Source organism: Arthrobacter sp. Hb9-2 (assembly GCF_059091165.1).
On record NZ_JBNHGJ010000007.1, the window covers coordinates 51422 to 77141 of the forward strand.

17 protein-coding genes are annotated in these 25720 nt (G+C 66.3%); 6 read left to right on the forward strand and 11 right to left on the reverse strand.

Annotated elements, in window-relative coordinates; translation table 11 throughout:
* Positions 1 to 198: 198 nt before the first annotated feature.
* Positions 199 to 1569 (forward strand): septation protein SepH, encoded by a 1371-nt coding sequence (gene sepH, locus AC5RV1_RS06280; RefSeq protein ID WP_493993910.1) that lies wholly within the window; start codon positions 199 to 201, stop codon positions 1567 to 1569.
* Positions 1570 to 1625: 56 nt separating this feature from the next.
* Here sepH and AC5RV1_RS06285 read toward each other — a convergent pair whose 3' ends face one another.
* From AC5RV1_RS06285 to AC5RV1_RS06305, 5 genes are all read right to left on the reverse strand, one after another.
* Positions 1626 to 3287, reverse strand: a complete 1662-nt coding sequence (locus tag AC5RV1_RS06285) for an HNH endonuclease signature motif containing protein (RefSeq protein WP_493993911.1) — start codon at positions 3285 to 3287, stop codon at positions 1626 to 1628.
* 319 nt (positions 3288 to 3606) lie between these two features.
* Positions 3607 to 4347: a thymidine kinase gene (locus tag AC5RV1_RS06290; protein WP_493993912.1), complete on the reverse strand. Its 741-nt coding sequence runs from the start codon at positions 4345 to 4347 to the stop codon at positions 3607 to 3609.
* Positions 4340 to 5563, reverse strand: a complete 1224-nt coding sequence (locus AC5RV1_RS06295) for an alkaline phosphatase family protein (RefSeq protein ID WP_493948737.1) — start codon at positions 5561 to 5563, stop codon at positions 4340 to 4342. The genes AC5RV1_RS06290 and AC5RV1_RS06295 overlap by 8 nt, the downstream gene beginning before the upstream one ends.
* A complete protein-coding gene (locus AC5RV1_RS06300) occupies positions 5563 to 6306 on the reverse strand; it encodes a DUF5998 family protein (protein ID WP_493948738.1) in 744 nt (247 codons plus the stop codon). Before AC5RV1_RS06300 ends, AC5RV1_RS06295 begins: the two co-directional genes overlap by 1 nt.
* Positions 6307 to 6347: 41 nt before the next feature.
* Positions 6348 to 9032, reverse strand: a complete 2685-nt coding sequence (locus tag AC5RV1_RS06305) for a bifunctional acetate--CoA ligase family protein/GNAT family N-acetyltransferase (protein WP_493993913.1) — start codon at positions 9030 to 9032, stop codon at positions 6348 to 6350.
* A 77-nt stretch (positions 9033 to 9109) separates the two neighbouring features.
* Here AC5RV1_RS06305 and AC5RV1_RS06310 point away from each other — a divergent pair, with 77 nt between their 5' ends.
* Together AC5RV1_RS06310 and AC5RV1_RS06315 are read left to right on the forward strand one after the other, a co-directional pair.
* Positions 9110 to 11620, forward strand: coding sequence for a DNA gyrase/topoisomerase IV subunit A (locus AC5RV1_RS06310; RefSeq protein WP_493993914.1), 2511 nt, complete (start codon positions 9110 to 9112; stop codon positions 11618 to 11620).
* 9 nt (positions 11621 to 11629) lie between these two features.
* Complete coding sequence (locus AC5RV1_RS06315; RefSeq protein ID WP_493993915.1) at positions 11630 to 12148, forward strand: DinB family protein; 519 nt, start codon at positions 11630 to 11632, stop codon at positions 12146 to 12148.
* Here AC5RV1_RS06315 and cydD read toward each other — a convergent pair.
* From cydD to AC5RV1_RS06330, 3 genes are read right to left on the reverse strand one after another with little or no spacing between them, the layout of a single operon-like run.
* Positions 12130 to 15669: a thiol reductant ABC exporter subunit CydD gene (gene cydD, locus AC5RV1_RS06320; protein WP_493993916.1), complete on the reverse strand. Its 3540-nt coding sequence runs from the start codon at positions 15667 to 15669 to the stop codon at positions 12130 to 12132. The genes AC5RV1_RS06315 and cydD overlap by 19 nt on opposite strands.
* Before the next feature lies 1 nt (position 15670).
* Positions 15671 to 16720, reverse strand: coding sequence for a cytochrome d ubiquinol oxidase subunit II (gene cydB / locus AC5RV1_RS06325; protein WP_493993917.1), 1050 nt, complete (start codon positions 16718 to 16720; stop codon positions 15671 to 15673).
* Between the two features lie 44 nt (positions 16721 to 16764).
* Entirely contained in the window at positions 16765 to 18369 is a 1605-nt protein-coding gene (locus AC5RV1_RS06330) for a cytochrome ubiquinol oxidase subunit I (protein ID WP_493993951.1), read from the reverse strand.
* A 273-nt stretch (positions 18370 to 18642) separates the two neighbouring features.
* Here AC5RV1_RS06330 and AC5RV1_RS06335 point away from each other — a divergent pair, with 273 nt between their 5' ends.
* Together AC5RV1_RS06335 and AC5RV1_RS06340 are read left to right on the forward strand one after the other, a co-directional pair.
* The gene (locus AC5RV1_RS06335) at positions 18643 to 19029 is read left to right on the forward strand and encodes a BlaI/MecI/CopY family transcriptional regulator (RefSeq protein ID WP_163163124.1); all 387 of its coding nucleotides are present in this window, start codon (positions 18643 to 18645) and stop codon (positions 19027 to 19029) included.
* A gap of 6 nt (positions 19030 to 19035) precedes the next feature.
* Positions 19036 to 20028 carry a M56 family metallopeptidase gene (locus tag AC5RV1_RS06340; protein WP_493993918.1) on the forward strand — a complete coding sequence of 331 codons (993 nt, stop codon included), beginning with the start codon at positions 19036 to 19038 and terminating at the stop codon, positions 20026 to 20028.
* Positions 20029 to 20093: 65 nt separating this feature from the next.
* Here the strand turns inward: AC5RV1_RS06340 and AC5RV1_RS06345 are convergent, their stop codons facing one another.
* The gene (locus AC5RV1_RS06345; RefSeq protein ID WP_493948745.1) at positions 20094 to 22202 is read right to left on the reverse strand and encodes a DNA gyrase/topoisomerase IV subunit B; all 2109 of its coding nucleotides are present in this window, start codon (positions 22200 to 22202) and stop codon (positions 20094 to 20096) included.
* Between the two features lie 254 nt (positions 22203 to 22456).
* Here AC5RV1_RS06345 and AC5RV1_RS06350 point away from each other — a divergent pair, with 254 nt between their 5' ends.
* On the forward strand, positions 22457 to 22678 hold the full coding sequence (locus AC5RV1_RS06350) for a DUF7455 domain-containing protein (RefSeq protein WP_013600696.1): 222 nt from the start codon (positions 22457 to 22459) through the stop codon (positions 22676 to 22678).
* Positions 22679 to 22815: 137 nt separating this feature from the next.
* Here AC5RV1_RS06350 and AC5RV1_RS06355 read toward each other — a convergent pair whose 3' ends face one another.
* Together AC5RV1_RS06355 and AC5RV1_RS06360 are read right to left on the reverse strand one after the other, a co-directional pair.
* Positions 22816 to 24111 carry an RNA polymerase sigma factor gene (locus tag AC5RV1_RS06355; protein ID WP_493993919.1) on the reverse strand — a complete coding sequence of 432 codons (1296 nt, stop codon included), beginning with the start codon at positions 24109 to 24111 and terminating at the stop codon, positions 22816 to 22818.
* 255 nt (positions 24112 to 24366) lie between these two features.
* On the reverse strand, positions 24367 to 25641 hold the full coding sequence (locus tag AC5RV1_RS06360) for a DUF4192 domain-containing protein (protein ID WP_493993920.1): 1275 nt from the start codon (positions 25639 to 25641) through the stop codon (positions 24367 to 24369).
* Positions 25642 to 25720: the final 79 nt, after the last annotated feature.

Here is a 25720-nt window from a genome sequence, read left to right on the forward strand (position 1 = left end):
CCTGCCTGTGAACAACCCTTCATAACGCCGGATGTCCCTGGTTTGTGCCCGGCCGCGGCGGATCCCTCCCGTCCTCGGGCAAGCCCCTATAGCCATGCCCGGTCCGGAATATCGCGGCGCGCCCTGCCCCTTGAGCCAAAACGGGATCAGCGGGTGGCAGAGTTTCGATTGATAGTAATGCCAGGGTGGAGGATTTGTATGCAGGATCTACGGCTTGTAGGCGTACACGACGACGGGGCGCATCTCCTGTTGAGCGGTGCCGGCGGCGAGATGTTCCAGCTGCCGATCGACGAAGCGCTGAGGACCGCGACCAGGTCGGCCGGAAGGCCGCCGGCCGAGCGGTCTCCCGTTCCCATGTCGCCAAGGGACATCCAGGCGCGGATCCGGGCAGGTGCGACTGCTGCGGACGTGGCGGAACTCTCCGGCCTGCCGCTGGCCAAGGTGGAACGCTACGAGGGACCCGTCCTGGCGGAGCGCGAGTACGTCGCCCAGCAGGCACGGAAGGTCGAGGTCGCCTCGCCCTCGCCAGGTCACGACATCTACCGGTCCGCTTTTGGGGACAATCCGGCGTCGCTCGGTGACATGGTGACGCACCGGCTGTCCGCCCATGGCATTGATCCGTCCACTGTGGAGTGGGATTCCTGGCGGCGCCAGGACGGAACCTGGACGGTTTCAGCCAGCTTCGAGGCCAACACCGGCGGTACGGCCGGCGTCGGTGAGGAGCCGCCTGCCCTGTGGACTTTCAGTCCTGGCAGGAGATCCCTGCAGAACGCGAACCGGTGGGCGCAGCAGCTCAGCGAACTCGAGCCCTTGGATGGACCCGTCCCCGCCCGCAGGCTCTCTGCAGTCTCCGACCGCCCCTTCGACTTCGAAGCCGACGCCGACTCTGCGCGCTCTTCACCCCGGCCTGGTCCCGAAGCCGAGCCGGCGGACGGCAAGGAATCGGACGGACTCCTGGACATGCTCCGTTCGCGCCGCGGGCAGCGACTGGGCGTCGACGAGGATTCTGACGACGCCTTGGCCCTGCTCCTGACCCACGGCGTTCCCGCTGCCCACCCCAGGCCATCGGAAGTAACACCTGAACCGGAAGAGTCCGGCGACGAGTCGCAGGATGACACCCCCGAAGCCCCTGCCGCGCAGGCCAACTCCTTTACCCGACGCCGCGACGCCAGGCCTTCGATGCTGTCCCGGCTTAGCCTCATTCCCCCGCACCGGGACGCCATGGAAGACGCTTTGAAGCTGCACGACGGCGTGAGTACTGATACACGCGAAATCACCATTGTGGCGTCCCCCCGCAGGCCTTCCGGCAGCAGCCCCGAAACCGGGGACGCGGACGCCAGCGGCACCCGTGATGGCAGTGGCAACACCGACGGCAGTCCTGTTAGTGGCGGAGGCTTGAACGAGCTGCTGGGCGGGAATCCTCGGCGGCAAGCTCCGCGCAACGAAGACAACTCCCCTGTTACGGGCCAGCTTCCGGAGACGGGCGCCCCTGAGCGCCAGCCGGGCAGACCCAAGCGCTCCAGCGTCCCTTCCTGGGACGAGATCGTCTTCGGTACGCGGGGCGACTAGCGCTCCAGCTGCAAAATGTCGGAGCCTGAGGTTTCAATGGGTTCTGTGTTTCCTGACTAGGCGTGGGCCGCTAAGGCCAGCATCAGGTGCCACTCGGCGAATGGGTCTTCGGGCAGTTCGCCTTCGGGCAGGCCGGGGTCCTCAGGAATGTCGAAGTCCGGCAGGTCCTCAAGGTGCGGGTCCTGATATTCGGTTTCGGAAGAAGGCATGCCTTGTTCCGGCAGGCCTGGATTTTTGCTACACATATTGGATAGCTCGAGGTCCAGATGGGGCAAAGCCGGATGAGACATTCGTTGGCGTTGAACGCCGCCATCAGCGTGTTGCCCGTCCGCCATCCACTCCGGCGCCAGCCATTCCGGCCACACTGGTGGTTCCCAGTTCTGGTGTTCGCTTTTGTAGTGCCGGCCGGTGGGTGAGGTCCAGCCCGGTGGTTCGGTTGTGGTGGCTGGTGTTGGTTTCCAGCCGCTGGTGTGGCGGAGTTTGTGGTGTTTGCGGCAGGGCTGGCCGAGGTTGGATATTCCGGTGGTGCCGCCTTGGTGCCAGGCGAGGAGGTGGTCGGCTTCGTTGTCCAGGGAGTTGTTGCTGCAGCCCGGGAACGGGCATTTGCCGTCCCGCAGCCGCAGCCAGTTCCGCATGGCTTTGGTCAGCCGGTAGCTGGTCCGGCCGATCTCCAACGGTGCCCCGTCCCGGGGGTCCACCAGTACCCGGTAGAACGAGTCCGCTCCGTTACCGACGAGGTTCCGTGCCATCGACGCGGGGATGGGGCCGGACCCGTCCAGCACCGCCGGCTCATCGGTCAGGCCCAGCAACGAGAACACGGGCACGGTGACCAGGATCTGTGCCCGGGGTGCGGGGACCTGGGTGGTAGTGCCCAGAAGCCAGCCGGCAGCCACATCCGCCCGGAGCTGGGGCAGGGTCCGGGATTCGGCAGGGCCCTGCAAGCCCCGCGCTGCCGCCGTGAGCCGGTCCCAGATCGCCAACGCCTGGTCCGCGGGCAGACACGCGGCGGCGACCCAACCCATCCCGTCACCATCAAGCCAGTACTCGACCCGCCGGTCCGCCACACTCTTGGCGTGCCGCTTCTCCAGGCTCTCCGGGTGATGGCGTTCCCGCCAGGCCCGGGCCTTGGCTTTGAACCGGTACGCCGGCATCTCCCCGACCGTGGCGGCTGCTCCCGGTTTCGGCGTGTCCGGGTCCAGGAAGTGCGCCTCCAACGCAGCCGCCCCGTTACGGTCTAGGCTTGCGGTCTGGTCCACCATGGTCCGGGCGTGCGCCCAGAAAATCGTCCCGGCCTGCAAAGCAGCCAGGGTCCGGGGCAGGGAAGTGGTGAGGGCATGGGAGTCGGCGAGCAAGGCACCGGCGGCCCGGTCACCGATTGCCAGCACACACCCCACCTCCGCGACCAGGCTCCGCTCCTGCGCCGTCGCCTCATACGGAGACGAAGCAGGAGCGTTCAACGCTTTCGTGGCTTCCGCGAACACTGCCACGGCCTGTGCCTTCAGGGCCGCCAGCTTCGCTTCTGACCGGGCCACCGCTGCCAGGACATCCAAAGCCCCATCAGCAACCCGCTGCAACGGATCATCATCAAACCCAGCGGCAGACCCGGGATCAGCGGCACCGGAAACAGCAGTATCGCCACCAGCGAGCACCGCAACAAACGCAGCGACAGCAGCCACAAGGGCCGCCTCCGCCTGCACCACTGCCACGTTCGTTTCCATACCCCCGTCCTGGCGAGGGGGTCTGACAAAACAGGGCCCTACCCAGGGCTCAGGAAAAAACTTTCCGATTTTTCTAGGGAAACGGCGCGTCAAGGCAGCCAGTAACCGCGCGTCGCGGCGTGGCCCGCAGGCCGCAGCTGGCCTCGCCCGAAGTCCAGCGAAGGTGCCGTGGTCATTTGGGTAGCTTGGATGGGAGCGACGAAGGAGCAGCAAGCGGCAAAATGGCTCTGGTACCAAAGCTCAGCAACTCCCAGCGGGCAGGAGGTGGCGTCAGACCTGCCTCAGGTGCCGGTGCCAGAAGCGCAACCGTGTTCCGGCTCTAAGCCCGGGTAGCCCCGGCAGGTCCGGCTCCGCCCGATCCACGCCACAGGCAGGCGTCGACTTCGAACGGCAACAGCGGGTCCTGCTGGCCCATCAAAGCGGCGCCATGCGCGGTGACACGCCGCATGTAATGCCTGCGGCAGAGCGTTTCGTAGCCCACAACGGGGACGTGGTCGCCGCCGACGGGTGCCGCGGCGGAGTCTCCCGCCATGTCCACGTCGCCCACCACAACTTGCGCACCTTCGGTGACCATCACGCCGTCGACCGTCCGGGCATTGTGGGTGGCGCGCCGGCCGCACCAGCACAGCGCCTCCACCTGCAGCACCTGCACCCTGTCCGCAAGTTCCACAAGCCGCTGGGAACCGGGAAATAACCGGGTACGGAAATCGGCAGTAATACCGAACGCGAACACGTCGACGTCGATCTCGTCCACGACTTTCGCCAGCTGTTCCACCTGCTCGGGCGTATAAAACTGGGCCTCGTCGCAGATCAGGTAGTCCACCCGCTGCCCCTGCGTGCGCCGCAGCATGACTTCCTCCCAGAAGTCGGTGCTGTCCACCACTTCCACCGCGTCAGTCTGCAGGCCCAGGCGGCTGGAGATGCGCGATTCACCGGCGCGGTCGTTGCGGCTGAAGCGCACTCCGCCGCGTCCCCTGGCCCGGTGGTTGTGGTCCATTTGCAGGGCCAGGGTGGACTTTCCACAGTCCATGGTGCCGGAGAAAAAGACCAGTTCAGCCACGGCGGGAACTCTTGCCGCCGGCCGTGAAGCAGAGCAGGGGGACCTCCCGCTCGGCTTTGGTGAGCGAGCCGTGCTGGCCCACCACTTCCATGGCGCTGGGACGGACGCGGCGTGTGTCGTACAGGGCGACGGCGTCCCTCGCCGCGATCATGATGTCGCCGATCCTGCCCTCGACGGCGGGACGGACCGTGCCGAACAGGCCCGCAGCGAGTGCTTCCTCGCGGGTGAATGCCCAGACCTGCCCTCCGAAGCGTGCCTGCCATGCCGAGAGCAGGCGGTCCCGGACGTCCTCCCCTGCACCGTGTTCAAGGTAGAGATGGACCATTCGCGGCTCCCCTGCGGTATGCCGGACCCCTTCCACCAAGGCAGGCTCAGCGGAGAAATCGATGCGCTGCTGCTCAGGAACGTCCAGCATGCCGTGGTCCGCGGTGAGCAGGATCGTGGTGCCGGCCGGCAGGGAAGAGTTGAGCCGCTTCATGGTCGCGTCAAGCTCTTCGAGTTGGTGCTCCCATTGCTCGGACTGGCAGCCGTAGCGGTGCCCGGCCTTGTCCAGCTCGTTCAGGTAGAAGTACATCAGCGCGGGATTGGCGGCGGACATGGCCTCGGTCGCGGCTTCTGTCCGGGCGTGCGCCGTGGTGGCCGAGATAAATTTGCCGCCCCGCAAGGCGGCGCGGGTCATGGGCGAGCCCCCAAATTGCGGCAGGCTGACGGTGGTGACGTCCACGTGTCCCTCCGCGCGTTCCAGCACGGTGGGAAAGGGCTGCCACGTAGCGGGGTCAACGCCGGCATCCCAGTTCCCGAGCAGGTTGACTACCTTGTCCTGTTCCGGGTCCAGCACGTCATAACCCACCATGCCGTGCTGGCCCGGCGGGAGACCGGTGCCGAAACTGGCCAGGGCGGCTGCGGTGGTGGAAGGGAACGCGGAATCGAGCCAGACGGGAACAGCGCCCTGCCCGGCCTGGATGACTGAACGCAGGAAAGGTGTGTGGGCCGATTTCTGCTTCAGCAGGTTCCGGCCCAGGCCGTCCGCCAGCACCACGCACACGCGGGAGGCGGCAGGCAGGCCAAGGGTATTCTCAAACCCGTCCACCCCCAGGCTTGCCGCGGCGCTGGTGAGCACGTCGGCGATGGAGCGCTGGCCGTAGGCAGGCGCTGGCGGCAGGACAACCTGGGGCCGGGCGGAAACGTTAGGGTTCGGGTGGCGGTCTTCGGGCATCAGCGCTGCTGGTGCCCGCGGCTGAGGCGGTTGCCGAATACTCCTGGGCGCGGCCGCGGCGGCATCGACTGCACGTGGGGCTGCGGGGCCGGGGAACCGGTGTTCACGGCACGAAGTGCACGGGCGAAGAGCTTGGCGTCCTGAACTGCCTGCAGGCCGTCCGCCTCGGCGCTGATGCGCAGGACGATGTCCTCCTGCGCAATGGTCCCGCTGTAGCCGTGGTCGGCTTCGCACTGCGGATCGCCGCAGCTGGCAGGACCCATGTCCAGCCGCTGGCCACCGGACCATGCGATGGACAGCGTTACCTCGCGCACGGGGTCGGAGGGTTTGTAGTTCTGCGGCTGGGCGTACATGTAGCTCAGCACGACAGACCGGATCTGGGCCACGGGAACGGATTCAGTGGAGATTTGGGCGACGATCTGCTCGCCGGCCTCGTCCAGCTGCTGGTCGTCCACATGGGTGATCACCAGCATGTCCGAGGTCAGCACCAATACCGTGATGTGCCGCCGGACTTCAGCCCGGTCGAAGTGGGTTTCCAGGTGCACAAGGTGGGCAACACAGTCGCGGCCGTCCAAGGCGTCATCGACGACATCGGCCACGAGGCGGGGGTAGAAGCCCGCCTTCTGCAGCGCGCCTTCCAGGCTCTGGCCCTGGGCGCTGTGGCTGTGTGAGCTGTGCTGGCGGACTGCCTGGGTTTCATTGCCGGGCGTTTCGGGCGCCGACGCGGGAGGCTGTGAGCTCATTCCCCCATTTTCACAGATCGGCCGGTCACTTGCTAACCGCGTCAGCCCAGCATGGCCCGCCGCGCGCTGTCCGTCCGCTGGGCGGCATTGCCGATGCGGACGTCAGCAGCGAGGGTGGTGGCTCCCGAGGTGCCGCACAGGACGGGGTTGAGTTCCACCAGGGCGATTTCGGGGTGGTTGTCCTTGAGCCAGGCGAGGCGGCCGGCAAGGTCCTCAAGTGCCTTGACGTCCACGGCCGGCAGGCCCTGGTAGCCAAACAGCTTTTGGGCCGCCCGTGGGGCGCGGATGAAGTCGTCGACGTCGGCGGCGGAGAGCGGCGGGACGCGGTGCGCCCAGTCGTCCAGCAGGTTCACGGCGTCCCCGGCGAGCCCGAACGAGATCACCGGGCCCAGCAGCGGATCTTCGATGGCCCGGAACGTGCAGGCCTGCCCCACCGGCGCCATGCTTTGTACTTCCAGCGCGGGGTCCCCGTAGTTGGAGAGCACGCGCCGCATCTGCAGCACGTTCCGGCGCAGCGATTCCGCATCCTGGATGTCCAGGCGCACCCCGCCGAGGTCAAGCCGGTGCCGAAGCGCGGGATCGGTAGTCTTCAGCACCACGGGCCAGCCCAGGGCATCCGCAGCCTCAACGGCCTGGTCGGCGTTATCAAAGCCCACCGAAGGCAGCACCCTGATTCCGTAATGCCCCAGCAGTGAGGCCGCGGCTGCCGGGTCCAGCTTCTTCAGCTGCTCTCCTTTGACATCCCGGAGCAGGGCTTCGATTTCCGCCCGGGCAAGCTCGGGATTGCACCCTTCGGGTTCCACGAAATGCCCCTGGTCCCGGGACACCCATTCCGAGTAGCGGGCCACGGCGGCGAGCGCAGCCACAGCAGCCCCCGGATTGGAAAAGCAGGGGACGGCGCGTTCCGGGGACCCCAGCATTCCCTCCACCGATATGGAAGGGTCAAGGATGCCGGTAAAGGCAGCCACCACCGGCTTTCCGGCTGTTGCCGAGCATTCGGCCAGTACCTCGGCCATGCTGTCCACGGTTAGCCCGCGGGCAGGGAGCAGCGCCGCCACAGCCGAGTGGACGGCGTCGGACTCGAGTGTCTTGAGCAGGCTGGCCCGCAGGGCGGGCAGGGCAATCGACTGTCCGGCGTCGAGGTCCACGCCGGTGACCAGTTCTGCGGCGACGAGGCCTTGGGAAGCCGCGCTGTCCGCCACCACTTTGCCCAGCGCCTGGGAGTTGCTGAAGATGGCCAGTCCCGGACCGGCGGGGAGCGGCTGCGCCGAAACCACTTGGGCAACGTCCACCAGTTGCTCAATGGTTTCCACCCGGATGACGCCGGACTGGCGCAGCATCGCGTCCAGGGCGCCGGAGGGAGCCTGGGTTGTCCTTACGGCGTGCCCGGGCGGCAGGCGCAGCCCCATGGCATCGGACTTGGCCACGATGACGGGCCGGGTGCGCGCGAGACGCCGGGCCAGGCGGGAGAACTTGCGCGGGTTGCCGATGGACTCGAGGTAGAGGCCGACAGCGGTCGTATCGGGGTCGTCCTCCCAGTACTGCATCATGTCGTTGCCGGACACGTCGGCCCGGTTGCCGGCGGACAGGAACGTGGACAGGCCCAGCCGCCGCCGGCTGGAAGCGGCGTACAGCGAGACGCCGATGGCCGCCGACTGGCTGAACAGGCCCAGCCCGCCCCGGAGCGGCAAGGTGGGCGCCATGGAAGCATTCAATGACACGTCAGGGTTGGTGTTCACGATTCCCAGCGACGCCGGCCCAATCACCCGCATGCCGCTTGCCCGGGCCTGCCGCACCAGGTCCCGCTGGCGCAGCAGGCCGCGTTCGCCGTCGTCCGCGAAGCCTGCAGAGGCAACCACCAGCCCCCTGACGCCGGCGGCGGCGCAGTCCGCCACCACGGCGGGGACTTCTTCATACGGGACGGCGACGACGGCCAGCTGGACGGGATCCGGGACTTCGGAGAGTTTGCCGAAGGACATCATGCCGGCGAGTTCCAGCGCTTCCGGGTTGATGGCGTAGACGGGGCCGCTGAAACCGCCCTCGATGATGTGCTCCAGGAGCTGGTAGCCGACGGTCCCCCACTTGCGGCTGGCACCGATCACGGCAATGGACGACGGCGTCAGCAGGTCCCGCACGCTCCTCGCCTCCGCGCGGTGCTCCCGGGATTCCATTACGGCACGCGACTTCTCCGTGGGGTCGATGTTGAACTCAAGGCTGACGACGCCGTCGTCAAAATGCCGCCGGACGTCGTAGCCGGCCTCGGAAAATACCGTCAGCATCTTGCGGTTTTCCGGCAGTACCTCGGCGCTGAAGCGCCGGATCCCGTTTTCGTGTGCAGCGGCGGCCAGGTGTTCCAGCAGGATGGAGCCGATTCCGCGTCCCTGGTGGGAGTCGGCAATGTTGAACGCCACCTCCGCCTCGGTGGGGTCGTCAAGCCGGTCGTAGCGTCCAATTCCCACGATTTCGCCGCGGATGGTGATGACGAAAGCTACCCGGTCCTTGTAGTCAACCTCGGTGAAGCGCTTGAGCTCTTTGCTGGACAGCCTGGCCTTGAAGGCGAAGAACCGCATGTAGATTGAATCCTGCGACTGCCCCACGTGGAAGGCCTGGACAGCGTCGGCATCGGAGGGATGAATCGGCCTTAAGTGGGCTGTCCCGCCGTCCCGCAGCACGACATCGGCTTCCCAATGTTCCGGATATTCGCCGTCCCCGGGCTGATCCACCATAGGCTTAGCCTAGCCAAAAACTTCCGCAGCACACCCCCGTCAGCTGCACAGTACCGAAGAAGGATTTACCAACCCCCATGGCCCGCCGCCAAAGTTCCGCCCCCGCTGTGGATGACAGCTCCCCCTACACGGAGAACATCGTGGATATCGATGTCACCTCCGAAATGGAAGGCTCCTTCCTGGAGTATGCCTACTCGGTGATCTATTCGCGGGCGCTTCCGGACGCCCGGGACGGCCTCAAGCCGGTGCAGCGCCGCATCCTCTACATGATGAGCGACATGGGCCTGCGCCCGGACCGGGGACACGTCAAAAGCGCCCGCGTGGTGGGCGAGGTCATGGGCAAGCTGCACCCGCACGGCGATACGGCCATCTATGACGCCATGGTGCGCATGGCCCAGGACTTCTCGCTGCGGCTGCCGCTCATTGACGGGCACGGGAACTTCGGATCGCTCGACGACGGCCCTGCCGCCCCGCGGTACACCGAGGCCCGGCTTGCGGCTGCTGCCCTCACCCTCACCAACCACCTCGATGAGGACGTGGTGGACTTTGTCCCCAACTATGACAACCAGCTCACCCAGCCGGACGTCCTGCCTGCCGCGTTCCCCAACCTGCTGGTCAACGGCGCCACGGGCATCGCCGTCGGCATGGCCACCAACATGGCCCCGCACAACCTTGTGGAGGTCATCTCCGCCGCGCGGCACCTGATCGCCAACCCGGACGCCACGCTGGACGACATCATGCGCTTCGTTCCCGGGCCGGACCTGCCCAGCGGCGGGCGGATTGTGGGACTGGACGGTATCCGTGATGCCTACGCCACCGGCCGCGGGTCCTTCAAGACGCGGGCCAAGGTGGAGGTGGAACAGCTTTCCGCGCGCCGGACCGGCCTTGTGGTCACCGAGCTCCCCTACATGGTGGGCCCCGAAAAGGTTATCGAGAAGATCAAGGACGCCGTCAACTCCAAAAAGCTGACCGGCATCAGCGACATCGTTGACCTGACGGACCGCAAGCACGGCCTGCGCCTGGTGATCGAACTCAAGAACGGCTTCAACCCCAACGCGGTGCTCCAGCAGCTCTACCGCTATTCGCCGATGGAGGACTCCTTCGGCATCAACAACGTCACCCTGGTCGACGGCCAGCCGCAGACGCTCGGCCTGGTGCAGCTGCTGACCGTGTACGTGAACCACCGGATCGACGTGGTGCGCCGCCGGACCGTCTTCCGGCTGGGGAAGAAGAAGGACCGCCTGCACCTGGTGGAAGGCCTCCTCATCGCCATCGTGGACATCGACGAGGTCATCCAGATCATCCGGTCCTCGGATGAGGCCGCCGCCGCCCGGGCCCGGCTGATGTCCATCTACGACCTCACGGAAATCCAGGCGAACTACATCCTGGAGCTGCGGCTCCGGCAGCTGACCAAGTACTCGCGGATTGAGCTGGAGAAGGAACAGGACGAGCTGCGCCGTGAGATCGCTGAACTCGAGGCCATCCTCGGCTCCGAGGAACGCCTCCGGACCCTGGTGTCGGACGAACTTGGCGCCATCGCCGAAGAGCACGGCACCCCGCGGCGGACCGTGCTGCTCGAATCCGAGGCCGTGTCCCCCACTGTCGCGGCCGACCTGGCCCTGACCAACGGGAAGAAGGGCAAGGCAGTCCCGCTGGCGCTGGAAATCGCCGACGACCCCTGCTGGGCCATCCTGACCGCCTCGGGCCAGATAGCCCGCACCAGCAACCGGGAACCTCTGGCAGAGGCGGGGCCCAGGACCAAGCACGACGTGTACACCTCCGTCGTCAAGACGTCCGCCAGGGGCGAGATCGCCGCCGTCACCTCACAGGGGCGCATGCTCCGCCTGCAGGTGATGGACATGCCCGTCCTGCCGCCGGTATCCGGGCTGCCGAACCTCGCCGGCGGCGTTCCGGCCAAGGACTTCATCACCCTGCTGAAGGGGGAAACCCTGGTGGCGTTCGCCCCGCTCGACGAAGTGCTGGCCATCGGCACGGCCCAGGGAGTGGTAAAGCGGGTGCAGCCGGATTATCCGCTGAACCGCGAGGACTGGGAAGTCATTGCGCTGAAGGACAAGGACCATGTGGTGGGTGTCGCGCCGGCGGGAGCGGAGGATGCCGAACTCGTCTTCCTGACGAGCCAGGCCCAGCTCCTCAAGTTCGGCGCCGGCGTGGTGCGGCCGCAGGGGCGCACGGCCGGCGGAATGGCGGGAATCAAGCTCGCTGCGGATGACCGCGTTCTCTTCTTCGGCGCCGTCCAGCCCAAGGACGAGTCCGCCGTCGTGGTGACCATCGCCGGCACCACGGGGGCGCTGCCCGGCACGGCACCGGGAACCGCCAAAGTGACGGCGTTCTCCGAGTACCCCGCGAAGGGACGTGCGACGGCCGGAGTGCGGGCACACCGCTTCCTGAAGGGCGAGGATACGCTGCTGCTGGCATGGGCCGGCCACGGCCCCGCGAAGGCTTCCTCGGCGGCCGGCGTGGCCCGGTCCCTGCCTCAGGAGCACGGCCGGCGTGACGGTTCGGGGATCCCGCTGTCCCAGCCGGTCGAGGTGGTAGGCCCCGCCATGGCCTGGCCCGATCCCGCTTAGACTGCTCTCATGCCTATCGTGCCTGATGAAAAGGACTGGACCTGGGTCCTCACCCGTCCTTGCCCGGAGTGCTCGTTCGATGCCTCCACCGCCACGCCGTCCACCGTCCCCGGCAGTATCGGGAGCCTGCTCCCGCGCTGGCGCGCCGTGCTGCGGCGGCCTGACGTGGCTGAGCGTCCCGACGACCACACCTGGTCCGCTTTGGAGTACGCCTGCCACGTCCGCGACGTGTTCAGCCTTTTCGACCAGCGGCTGAACCTCATGCTCGATTCGGACGACGCACGGTTCGACAACTGGGACCAGGACCAGACGGCCATCGACAAGGACTACGCCAGCGCCGACCCCGCGGTAGTCAGTGCCGAGCTTGCGGCTGAAGGACAGCAGGCGGCGGAATCATTCGCGGCCGTCCGTGAATCGGAGTGGGGACGCAAGGGGCTGCGCAGCAACGGCTCGGAATTCACCGTCCTGACGCTTTCCCAGTACTTCCTGCACGACGTGGTCCATCACCTTCACGACGTGGACGGCTGATCCCCCGGCAACGACGCCACAAGGTGGTCACCCTGGCGCTCAGGACGGATGTGCCCTTCGCTTGTTTTTCCGGGACCGGGTGCAAGCACCAGGCGTTCATCCTCGGCCCGGATGTCGGCCGGGTTGTGCGTCACCAGGACGACGGTCCGGTGACGCAGTCCCTGCCGCAGGTCCGCCAGCATTGCCCGGGCCGACTCGGCGTCCAGGTGGGCCGTTGGCTCATCCAGCAGGATTACCTCCGCTCCGGTCATCAGCGTACGGGCCACGGCCAGGCGCTGCCGTTCCCCACCGCTGAGGAACGCCCCGCCCGGACCGATTCGTGTGTCCAGGCCCGCCGGCAGCCGCCCCAGCAGGCCGGCCAGGCCCACCGACGCCAGCGCAGCTGTCATGTCGCTGTCGGTTTCTTTCCCGCTTCCGGCGGTTCCGTTACCTGAGCCGGGCCGGCCCAGCAGCAGATTCCCCCTGATGGTGGAATCAAACAGGTGGGCCTCCTGGGGGCACCAGGCAGCCCGCCCGGTCACGCCCACCCGTCCGGCGGCAACCGGCAGGAAGCCGAGCAGCACCGACAGCAGCGTGGACTTCCCCGACCCCGATGGGCCGGTGACGGCCAGCCACCTCCCCGGTTCCGCCACGGCGTCCAGGCCGGAGAATACGGGAGCACCGCCGGGCCAGGCGGCTGAGAGGCCTGCCAGTTCGACGCCGGGACGGCCGCCCGGGCGGGCAGGAACAGTCTGCAGGCCGTCGTCATTGGCTTCCTGGGGATCATCCCGCACGCCAGGGTTCCGGGTTTCCGTCTCCAGTGCCCCGGACGCAGCCACGCGCTGCATCACTGTCCGCAGCGCAGGGAACTGGCGCACCGCCGTCGTCATTGCTGCGAACGGCTCCACCAGAGCCAAGAGCAGCAGGACCACAACGGCGGCCGTCGCCGGCGCGAGCTGGCTGGCGAGGACCGCCGGGCCCGCCAGCAGGGCAGCACCCAGGGCGGCGGCACCGCACGCTGCGGTGGTGATGGCCTGTCCCAGCCCGTCTGCCCAAGCCGAACGCTGGGAAGCCTTGGTGGCCTCGCGGTCCTCGGCCCGCAGTTCGTTGAGGACGCGGGGAGCTGCGCCGTTGGCGTGGAGTTCGGCACGGGCGTCAAGGGCTGCCGAAACTCGGCGCAGGACCCCGGAGCGGAGAAGCTGCTCGGCGGTGGCGGACTTGCGGTCGCCCCAGAGTGCGGCTGCCGGAGCGAGCAGGAGGCCCGCCACGCTGGCGGCGATCACCGCAGGAAGCGCTGCAGGAACCAGCATGAACGTGGTGACCAGGGCCAGGCCTGAAACCGCGAGCGCCGTGACCGGCGGCAGGACAACGCGCGGCAGGAGGTCGCGAACGGTATCGACGTCGTCAATCACCGTTCCGAGGACGTTGCCGCCCTGCAACAGACGGCGGAGCGGCAGCGCCCGCCGGCTCAGGGACTCCCACAGCCGGCCCCGCAACTGCGTGAGGGCAGCAAACACGGCATCGTGCAGGAGGAGCCGCTCACAGTACCGGAGCACAGCGCGGCCGATTCCGAAGAACCGTACCCCAACGATCGCGGTCAGCAGGTACAGGATGGGTGGCTGCTCGCTGGCACGGATAATGAGCCAGCCGGACAACCCGGACAGGGCGACGGCGAACACCGCTGCCAGGGTGCCCACCAGGGCCGCGGCGGCGAACTTGCCCCGCACGGGCGCCAGGAGTGCGGCCAGCAACCGGGCGGCACCGTGTTTGTCTGCGCCGTGCTCTCCGCCGCTTGCAGCCGAAGCTTCTGCAGAGCCCGGCTGCACCCCCGCAGGTAAATCGGGCACAGGAGGTGCCGGCGTGTTCCCGCTCACACTATGCGGGAGCGATTCCTCACCATCCGCGGGCTGCCCGGCAGCCGCGACCGCGGCGCCGTGCCCTCCCACCGGCACCAGGTGTTCCGCGAGGGCACGGGTGCGGTCCTCGTGCGCCACCAGGATGACAGTCACCTGTCCCCGGAGCTTCCTGATGGTGTCTTCCACCAATGCCGCAGATACGTCATCCAGGTGCGCCGTGGGCTCATCCAGCAGCAGGACGGTGGCGCCGGCCTCGATCCGCGCCAGGCCGCGCGCCAGGGCCACGCGGCGGAGCTCCCCCGGGCTCAGTTCCGCAGGATGTTTCGCAGCAAGGTGTCCGGCTGCAGCCCGGACCAGGCACGCGCGGGCTGCGGCTTCAGCTCCCTGGCGCCTCTGTTCAACTGTCTGGATGCCGGAACCGCCCGACAGGTAGAGCACAATCTCGTCGAGTACCGTCTCCGCCACCATGACCGGATGCTGCGGTACCCAGGCAATCCTGGTGCGGTCCAGGCCCGTGATGGTGCCGCTGACCGTGGTGCCAGCTCCGTGGCCGACGGTTCCGGCCAGTATGCCCAGCACCGTGCTTTTGCCCGCGCCGCTGGGTCCATCGAGCGCGGTGATCCTGCTCTGCGGTGCGCTGAAACTAAGCGGTCCGACGGCGGGCAGGGACCGTCCTTCATACTTCACGGTAAGACCGCTGACGGTAATGGGCGCGCCAGGCCTTCCGGCCGGGGCTGTCCGAATCGGCTGCGGCTCCGGCGCATGAGTCACTGCAGTTGTTTCGGCGAGCGCCACCCGGCCATCGTCGCTGGCATGGTGGGCCGTGCCCAGTTCTCGCAGCGGCAGGTAGCAGTCCGGTGCGAGGATCAGGGCCAGCAGGCCGGCCTCCAGCGGCATATCGCCGTGGACGAGTCGAACGCCAATGAAAACAGCCACCACGGCCACGGAGATGGTGGCGATGAGCTCCAGGGCAAGCGCGGAGAGGAATGCGGTCCGGAGTGTTCCCATGGTGCGCCCCCGGTATTCCTCGGAGATTTCCTCGAGTGCCCTGCGCTGGGCGGTGGCGCGGCCCAGGCCCACCAGGACCGGCAGTCCCTTGGCGAGTTCGAGCATGTGGGTGGAGAGCCTGGCAAGGGACGCCTGTGCCTCGCGGACGTTGTCCTCCGTGTATCGGCCGATCAGCACCATAAACAGCGGCACCAGCGGAACGGTCAGGACGATGACTACTGCACTCACCCAGTCGGCGAAGAGGATGCGGGCCCCCACCAGGAGCGGGATGGCCGCGCAGTTCACGAGTGCGGGCAGGAACTGGGTGTAGTAGCTGTCCAGCGCGTCCAGTCCGCGGGTGGCAAGCACTGCCAGTCCGCCGTCGGCCGGTCCTGTTCCGCGGACACCATTGCGCAGCGCCCTTTCCAGCAAACCGGAACGCAGCTCCTCCTTGATGCCCAGGGCGGCGCGGCGGGATGCCACTGCCTGCCCCCACACGGTGAGGGACCTCAGCACCACCCCCGCCATGCCAACTGCCATCTGGTCCGCCCAGGCCGGGTTTCCCGCCGCGAGGCCGGCGAGGGCCGAGGCGACAGCCTGCCCGATGAGGACCAGCGACAACGCCTTGAGGGCGGCGAGGAGTCCCAGCCAGTAGATGGCTGAACGGGTGGCGGGGCCGGCCGGGAAAGTTGGACGCATGTCAGCCCTTGGTGGTGAAGGCCTTGGCGGCGATGGCCGGCAGGAAGCTATGGGCTTCCGGAATGTGCGCGGCACTGACCCGCCTCCGGAACACCCAGTAGGTCCAGGCCTGGTACGCGATGACCAGGGGCAGGCCAAACGCTGCCACAACACTCATAAGGCCCAGAGTGTAGTCGGAGGAGGAAGCGTTGGAAATGGTCAGGTCAAAAGCCCCGTTCAGCGTGGATGGCAGCACCACAGGGAACACAGCGCCAAAGATGGACGCCGAACCCAGCGCCAGGAAGGCTCCCAGAGCCACGAAGGCCTTGCCTTCCGCCCCCTTGCGGGCCATCGCCCAGGCTGCAGCCGCCGCAACAACCGCCAGCACCACCAGCGCCCAGGTCCAGGCCTTGCCGTCGAGGAACTGGATGCTCAATGCCCAGCCCGCAATGGGCAGGAGCAGGGCGGGAAGCAGCCGGACAAACCACTTCCGCGCACGGTGCCGCACGTCGCCGTCGGTCTTCAGTGCCAGGAAGGCGAGGGCGTGTACCAGCGAGAACCCGACGACGGCGAGTCCGCCCAAAACCGCGTAGCCGTTGAACCAGGCGAGCGGCCCGCCTTCGCGGTCCCCGTTGGCGTTCAGGGGAAGGCCGGTGGTGGTCAGGGCCAGGGCTGCACCCACGCCGAAGGCCGCGAAGAAGGATCCCAGCGCGATGGCCCAGTCCCACCTGGCCCGCCACTGATCCGTGTCCACCTTGCCGCGGTACTCGAAGGCCACAGCCCGGAAGATCAGGGCAACCAGTACCACCAGCAGCGGAAGGTACAGGGCGGAGAACAGGGAGGCGTACCAGAGCGGGAACGCGGCAAAGGTTGCACCGCCGGCGGTCAGGAACCAGACCTCGTTGCCGTCCCAGACCGGGCCGACAGTGTTGAGCAGCACGCGGCGTTCGGTGTTGTCCCGGGCGAACAGTTTCATCAGCATCCCCACGCCCAGGTCAAAGCCCTCAAGGAAGAGGTAGCCGGTCCACAGCACCGCGATGGCGATGAACCAGATGGTTGGCAGCAGTTCCATTTTTCGTTTCCTCTGCTCTTCTTGGCGCGGTCTATTGGCGGGGACTAGTAGGCGAAGGCCAGGACGTCGTCGGCGGATTTGCCGCCGCCCTGCCCGCCCGGGCCGGGGGTGGCGTCCTCGTTTTCGTCGACGGGTGCGTGGACCAGCTCCGGCATGGCCGACACCACGCCGCCCCGGATGTACTTGACCAGCAGTTTCACTTCCACCACCAGCAGCAACGCGTAGATGGCCGTGAGCGTGATGAGTGACGCCAGCAGTTCCCCGGCGGTGACACCGGGTGAGACAGCGGCCGCGGTGAACATAAAGACCTGGTCGATGCCGTTGGGATCGGGGTTGGGCGCCACCACAAACGGCTGGCGGCCCATCTCGGTGAAGATCCAGCCCGCTGCGTTGGCTCCGAAGGGGGCGAGGATTCCGAAGACGGCGAGGCGCATCAGCCACCGGGATTCCGGGACTGTTCCGTTGCGGGTGAGCCAAAGGGCCACCAGGGCCGCGAGGGCGGCGAGCCCGCCGAACCCGATCATCATGCGGAAGCCCCAGTAGGTGACCTCCATGACCGGAAGGTAGTCGATTTCCTGGCCGGCACGTTCGCCGTAGATGGGGTTGTCCGGCAGGTGCGTTCCGTAGGCCTCCTTGTACTGGGGCAGGAGGCTGTTGACGCCCTGGACTTCGGTGGTGAAGTCGCCCTTGGCCAGGTAGGAAAGGATGCCGGGGACCTCGATCAGGGCCACGATGTCATCGCAGTTCTGGGAACCGAGGTTGCCGATGCTCAGGACGGAGAAGCCGGTGCCGTCGTGGCAGGCGGCTTCTGCCGCCGCCATTTTCATGGGCTGCTGCTCGAACATCAGCTTGCCCTGGAGGTCTCCGGTGAGGGCGGTCCCGGCGAAGGAGATCATGGCCACCACTGCGCCGATCCGAAGGGACCGGATCCAGACTTTGTGGTCATTCTTGTCACGGCCGGGGATGTCCCCTGCCTCACCGGGGACCACCTTGCCGTCAGGACCCACGGTGTCGACGCCATCGCGCCGCCTCCGCCACAGGTGGTACCAGGCGATGCCCAGCAGGAAGCCGCCGGCCACAGCGAGGGCGCCGAACAGCGTGTGGGGAACTGCAACGAGCGCGGTGTTGTTGGTGAAGACTGCCCAGGCGTCCGTCATCACGGGCCGGCCGTCGATCATCTCCACACCTACGGGGTGCTGCATCCAGCTGTTTGCCACGATGATGAAGTACGCGGAGAACACCGAGCCCACCACCGCGATCCAGAGGCACGCAAGGTGGACGGCCGGCTTCAGCTGCTTCCAGCCGAAGATCCACAGGCCCAGGAAGGTGGATTCGACAAAGAACGCCAGGAGCGCCTCGAGTGCCAGGGGCGCACCGAAGACGTCACCCACAAAGCGGCTGTATTCGCTCCAGGCCATTCCGAACTGGAATTCCTGGACGATGCCGGTGGCCACGCCCATGATGAAGTTGATGAGGAAGAGCTTTCCCCAGAACTTGGTCATCCGGAGGTATTCAGGTTTTCCGGTGCGGTGCCAGGCAGTCTGGATCACAGCCACGACCAGCCCCAGGCCGATGGTCAGCGGGACCATCATGAAGTGGTAAACGGTGGTGATGCCGAATTGCCAGCGTGCAATTTCCAGAGCGTCCAAAGCGTCCAAGGCGGTCCCTACTGTCAGCCGATGCAGGTTTTCTACGTTCTGTAGAAACTCCAACTTCTACAAAGTGTAGAACAGTGCCGGCTGCAGAGTAAAACGCGCTGCGCCACCCTCCGGCAGACTCTTCATCGCAGGTAGGGACCTCCTGTTCTACCCAATGTAGAAAGTGGCGGGGAATCGGGGTAAATTGGATCCTGTAGTTGGAAAACACGCATGAAGTCACCGCAGCCCTCCGGTTGCGGTGCGGGGAAACAAAGGAAAAGTGCAATGGCTAGTCTTGGTGAACTGGAACGGGCAGTGATGGACCTGCTCTGGGCGGGCCATGAAGCAGCCACCGCGAACACTTTGCGGGACCGGCTCGCGCAGACATCGGTCGGCCAGGATGGTGCGGCCGGGCACGAGGGCAAGGAACTCGCCGTCACCACGGTGCTCACCGTGTTGTCCCGGCTGGAGAAAAAAGGCCTGGTGGAACGCGAGCGGGGCACCCGTCCGCACCGCTACCAGGCAGTGTCAAGCCGTGAGGACCACACCGCCGAGCTGATGCACGAGGTACTGGGGTCGGCTCCGGACCGCGAGGCCGTGCTGGCACGTTTCATCGGATCCGTTTCCGAAGGTGAAGCCGAGACTCTGCGCAAACTGCTTGGCCACCTCTAACGGACCATGTTCTGGGCCTCGTACCTGCTGGCGGTCCTTGCGATAGTCCTGGCGTGGCCGGTACCTATCCTCCTATCGAGGGCGAACTGGCCCGCGCGCTCCCCCTTTACGGCCATGCTGCTGTGGCAGGCCATAGCACTGGCCGGCGGGCTGTCCATGATCGGCGCCATGCTGGTGTACGGTCTGGAACCCATCGGCGATAACCTCATCGCCGGACTTCGGGCGCTGGCGGGGATGGTGCTTTTCAACGCCCCCACCACCGCCCTGGGCTTTTGGCATATCTTCGCGCTGTCCGCCGCGGCCCTTCTGACGGCCCACCTCGTGTTCACCCTGTTGCTGACGTATTACAAGATCGAACGCCAGCGGCGGCGGCATCGCGAGCTTCTCGCGCTCCTTGCTTCTCCCTCCGCCGAAGGAACCGGGACGCTGGTCATCAACCACGATTCGCCTGTGGCTTACTGCCTCCCCGGCGGCGCGCGCTCCGTGACCGTGTTGTCCGATGGCCTGATGGCAGCCCTTGAGCCGGCTGAACTCCGCGCGGTGCTGATCCACGAAAACGCGCACCTGAGCCAGCGGCACCACCTGCTGCTGTGGGCTTTCGCCGCCTGGCGCCAGGCACTGCCCTGGCTGCCTACCACCCGCCTCGCCCAGGAGTCAGTCAACTCCCTGATCGAAATGCTGGCCGACGACGTCGCGCTCAAGACCGAAAGCAAGGCCACGCTTATCAAGGCCATCGCCATCGTGGCCAGCGGTTCGGCAGCGGCTGCCGGTGGCGAGGAAATTCGTTCCGGCGCACCGGGCCTGGCCCTGGCCGGGTTGGATTCCGCGGGCGGAACATCCGGCTCGGACTCGGCCCGCACCACCGCGTCACGGGTCAGCCGGCTGCTCTCCCCGCAGCCGGAGCTGCCCTCCACCATCCGCAGCCTGGTGCTGGCCGGCTGTGTCCTCCTGTTGGCCCTGCCGACGGCCCTGCTGGTGGTGCCAGGCCTGCTGGGCTGACGCCCGCCGTCGTACTGCGTGAAACAGCCTCCTGCACGGGCCTGCGGCTGCGGCCCCACGTGCCGTCAGGCGTCGATGCGCTCCCGGTCCAGGCTTGCGGCGCCGGCGATGATGAAATCCTTGCGCGGCGAAACATCCGAGCCCATCAGCAGGTCAAAGATCTCCTCCGCCTGCTTGGCGTTCTCGATACCCACCTTGCGGAGGGTACGGTGCCTCGGGTCCATGGTGGTCTCGGCCAGCTGTTCAGCGTCCATCTCGCCCAGGCCCTTATAGCGCTGGATGGGTTCCTTGTAGCGCTTGCCTTCCTTCGCCAGCCTCGCGAGCAGCACGTGCAGCTCGGCTTCGGAGTAGGTGTAGATCATTTCGTTGGCCTTCTGGCCGGCGTTGATCACTTCTACCCGGTGCAGCGGCGGGACGGCGGCAAAGACCCGGCCCTCGTCGATCATTGGGCGCATGTAGCGGAAGAAAAGGGTAAGGAGCAGCGTGCGGATGTGCGCGCCGTCCACGTCGGCGTCCGTCATCAGGATGACCTTGCCGTAGCGGGCGGCGGCGATGTCGAAGCTGCGTCCGGACCCTGCCCCCACCACCTGGATGAGGGCCGCGCATTCGGCGTTGGAGAGCATGTCCCCCACCGAGGCTTTCTGGACGTTAAGGATCTTGCCGCGGATGGGCAGCAGGGCCTGGAAGTCCGAGGACCGCGCCAGCTTGGCGGTTCCCAGCGCCGAGTCGCCTTCCACAATGAAAAGTTCGGAACGTTCGACGTCGTCCGTCCGGCAGTCAGCGAGCTTGGTGGGCATGGACGAGGTTTCCAGCGCGTTCTTGCGCCGCTGCGTTTCCTTGTGCACGCGTGCCGAGATGCGGGATTTCATCTCGTTCACAATTTTTTCCAGGAGCAGGGCGGACTGTGCCTTGTCGTTCCTGTTGGCGGAGGTGAGCTTGGCGTTGACCTCGCGCTCCACGACCTTGGCCACGATCGCCCGCACTGCGGAGGTGCCCAGGATCTCCTTGGTCTGCCCTTCGAACTGCGGCTCAGCAAGGCGGACCGTCAGGACGGCGGTGAGGCCGGCGAAGATGTCGTCCTTTTCGATTTTGTCGTTGCCAGCCTTGAGTTTGCGGGCATTGTTTTCCACTGCTTTGCGGAAGGTCTTGACGAGGGCCTGCTCAAAGCCGGACTGGTGGGTTCCGCCCTTGGGCGTGGAGATGATGTTAACGAAGCTCCGGACCGTGCTGTCGTAGCCGATCCCCCACCGCAGCGCCACGTCGACCTCACAGTCGCGCTCTACCTCGGCGAGCTGACTGTGCCCCCGTTCGTCCAGCACGGGAACCGTCTCCTTGAACTTTCCGGAGCCGTGCAGCCGCCACACATCGGTGACGGCGGGATCGGCGGCAAGGAACTCAACGAATTCGGAGATGCCGCCATCGTGGTGGAAGACCTCCTCGTGGGGTCCGGACTCGCCCGGCGTCCCCGGGACTTTTCGCTCGTCGCGGACCGTCAGTTTGAGGCCGGGCACCAGGAAGGACGTCTGCCGGGCCCTCGCGGCGAGTTCGTCGTAGGAAAACTTTGCGTCCGGGGTAAAAATCTGCCGGTCTGCCCAGTAGCGGATCCTGGTTCCTGTGACGCCCCGCTTGGCCTTGCCCACCACGTCCAGCACCGAGTCATCCACGAACGCAGTGAACGGCGCGGCCGGATCAATTTTGGACCCTGCGTCCTTGAAGCGCCCGGGCTCGCCCCGGCGGAAGGACATTTTGTACGTTTTTCCGCCCCGGTCCACCTCAACATCGAGGCGGGAGGACAGTGCGTTGACCACGGAGGCACCCACACCGTGCAGGCCACCGGAAGCAGTGTACGAACCGCCGCCGAACTTCCCGCCCGCATGGAGCTTGGTAAAGACCACCTCGACGCCGGTGAGCCCTGTTTTCGGTTCCTTGTCGATGGGGATGCCGCGGCCGTCGTCGTGGATCTCCACGGAGTTGTCCGCGTGCAGAATGATCTTGATGTCGTGGCCGAATCCGGCCAGCGCCTCGTCCACCGAGTTGTCGATGATTTCCCAAAGGCAGTGCATCAGGCCGCGGGAGTCAGTGGAGCCGATGTACATGCCCGGGCGCTTGCGGACGGCTTCGAGGCCCTCCAGTACAGACAGGTGCCGGGCAGTGTAATCAGAACTTGGTGCCACTGGTGATGAACTCCTTCAGGGACGGAACAGCGGGCTGGGATCGCTCTTCCAAGGGTAGTCGGCCCGGCCCGGCAGTACCGACTGCCACACCTGCCGGGGCGTGTGCGCCATGCCACGTGGCACTTCCCGCGGGGCCGTGGTGCGATCTTGATCCATTCTTGCGGCTACGCGCACAGCGAACTTGTCCCATCCTTGCGATGGTTTTGTTACGAATGCTGGTTATATAGACGTACTGATCTACTAAGGAGGCCGACATGACAACAGCAGTGGCAGACCGCACACTCAACGCACTGGACAGGTGCGATCGTTGCGGAGCCCAGGCATATGTCCGGGTTGTATTGGAGTCCTCCGGTGGTGAGCTTCTTTTCTGCGGCCACCACGCCCGTGCAGTTGAGGCAACGCTCAAGCCTTTGAGCTCCGACTGGCACGATGAGACGGGGAAGCTTCACGAGAAGGCCGCCGTAGAAATCGACTAGCTTGGCTGAAGCTGTTGGGACCCCGCCGGAAGGTGGGGTCCCAATCTTTTTAACGTGAGTTAAGCAAAGCAGCCCGCCGGGTACCGCGCCCGTTACGGGTACGGCAGCCGGCGGGCCGCTTGTGATGAGTGCTGCTTCTAGTCCAGGTAGTCCCGCAGCACCTGCGACCGCGAGGGATGGCGGAGCTTGGACATGGTCTTGGATTCGATCTGGCGGATACGCTCGCGCGTGACTCCGTAGACCTTGCCGATTTCGTCTAAAGTCTTCGGCTGTCCGTCAGTGAGGCCGAACCGCATGGCCACCACTCCGGCCTCGCGCTCCGAGAGCGTATCCAGCACGGAATGAAGCTGCTCCTGCAGGAGCGTGAAGCTCACGGCGTCCGCCGGGACAACAGCCTCGGAGTCCTCGATCAGGTCACCGAACTCGGAATCGCCGTCTTCGCCCAGGGGCGTGTGGAGCGAGATGGGCTCGCGGCCGTACTTCTGGACTTCGACGACCTTTTCGGGGGTCATGTCCAGTTCGAGCGCCAGCTCTTCGGGCGTAGGTTCACGGCCGAGGTCCTGCAGCATCTGGCGCTGGACACGGGCCAGCTTGTTGATGACTTCAACCATGTGCACCGGAATACGGATCGTGCGAGCCTGGTCGGCCATGGCACGCGTGATCGCCTGGCGGATCCACCAGGTGGCGTACGTGGAGAACTTGAAGCCCTTGGTGTAGTCGAACTTCTCCACTGCACGGATCAGGCCGAGGTTGCCCTCCTGGATCAGGTCCAGGAACAGCATGCCGCGCCCGGTGTAACGCTTGGCCAGCGAGACAACGAGGCGGAGGTTGGCTTCCAGCAGGTGGTTCTTGGCGCGCTTGCCGTCATGGATGATGAATTCAAGCTCGCGCTTGTACTTCGGATCCATCGAGCCGTCGTCAGCAGCGATCTTCTCTTCTGCAAACAAGCCGGCTTCGATCCGGAGCGCAAGGTCTACTTCCTGCTCGGCGTTGAGCAGTGCGACCTTACCGATCTGCTTCAGGTAGTCCTTAACAGGGTCGGCGGTAGCTCCGGCGGACATGACCTGCTGGACGGGTGCGTCGTCGTCATCGGCGTCGGAGTAGACGAAGCCCTTGCCGGAGCCGGCAGCTCCCTTGACGGGATCGGCCTCGGCGTCCTCCTCAACAACATCAGGGCCTTCGAGGATGATCTCATCGAGGTCTTCCTCGACTTCTTCGACGTCCGTGTCACCGGCCGCCTCCGCAGCAGCCTTCGCGCCGGGTTTGGGCCCGCGCTTCTTGGGCTCACGCTTGCCGTCCGCACCAGCTTCACCGGCAGAAGCCTTGTTGGCTGCCCGCGTGGCGGCCCGCTTGGCGTTTGTTGCAGCCTGCTTCTCCTCGGCGGACAGTTCGTCCTGGGCGGCGGGGTCCTTCTTCGTGGAAGACGGGGTCACAGAAAACCTTTCTAGCGGTGGTCTGTGGAATCACCATACGGGCAACACCACTATGACCCTGTCAAGTCCGTGGTGGAAACCAAGCGCCACCACGGCCGGCAGAGTCTATAAATAGAACTGCCGGAGCGGCCATAATGTTCCCGCAAAGCGGTCATTACAAGCACTCGATACACGGACCCAACCGGGTCTCGGCCTCCATTGTCTCACGATTTCCCGGAATAGGGCCTAACCCGCCATTTCCTGCCGTCTTCGCCTTCAGGCGGCTTCCGGTCCGAATTTCTGCCAGGCAGCCTCCTTCCGCGCCGCCCAGCCGCACAACGTACCCCGGCGGACCAATTCAAGCAGCAGCTCTGCGAGCCGGTACCCGGGCTCGATGTCGAGCGCCTCCCCCAGGTACGCGGCAGAGTACGAGCCGCGGCCGCGGCACCACGCGATCCAGCCCCTCCCCGTCAATGCAGCCGCGGCCGGGGGCCCACCCATCATGGCGAGGTGCTCCAGGACAAGGTCCAGGGCGTCAAGGCTGTGCCATTGGGGTACGGCCGGCTCCTGTCCCATCAGGACGTTTCCGTAGCCGGGAATACCCTCCTGGCCGCCGGACATCAGGAAGCCTTCCCCGCACTGGTCCGGCAGTGCGAAGGACGGCAAATCGGTGCCATCCACTGCGGATGGCATTTCTTCCGGCCCGGTCTGTTCTACCCCTGGTGCCATCGGCCCGAGCTGTGCGTCCTGGCTGAAAATCCCGAACTCTTCAGCCCCGGCTACCGCCGCTGTTTTCCCCGCCGCCGCCATGACGAGGACGGCGTCGCGCCAGGCGGGCACCAGGAGCGTGGCCCTCAGAAAAGCGTCACGGTGTACCGACGGGCGTTGCAGGTCCCCGGCCGGGCGGGCCAGCACCGCCTCCCACTGCCCCAGCACTGCGGCAAACTGCGGCCGGCTCTGCCGCCGAAGATCCAGCTGCGCCCGCCACACGGCCTCCGCTTCCAGCACAGCGGCGCGATGGAGGGCAGGAACAGGGCCGGCCGGCTGCCGCTGTTCCGGTGCCGGTCCAATGCTGCTTCCCCGGAACACCATCTCGGTGTTGATCAGGCTGTCGCGGATTTGCTGGATGGGACGCCCAGGCAGCGGGCAGCATAAAACATCCAGGCACCAAACCTCCCGCCAGAAATCATCCCCGACGTACCAGGCTTCCCGGACTGGCATCCCAGCCCTTTCCAGCATGGAGTCCAGGCCTGCCAGCAAACCGTCGTACCGCGACGGCGACGTCGCACCGCCATTGCTGGTGAAGATCGCCAGCAATGTGCCGTCAGCCTCCTTGTCCGCCTCGAGATAGCGCCGGACGGCCCGCAGGAATTTTGCCGGATTGGCAAGGACGTCCGGCCCGGGAAGATCCAGCCGCAAGGTGGCCCCAACCCTTTTGCCCTGCAATGTGATGGCCACGAGGCTCCGTGCCGGCCAGTATCCCAGCGAGTGGGGAATGAAACCCAGGATGTCTTCCGGGCCGCGGACTGTGAGCCGTTCTGGAGATGTCATGGCTCCAGCATTCGCCGGCCAAGGGGTCACTCGACAGTAAGGGCGGCAGCTATGTGGAAACCGCCGCCTTGCAGCCAGC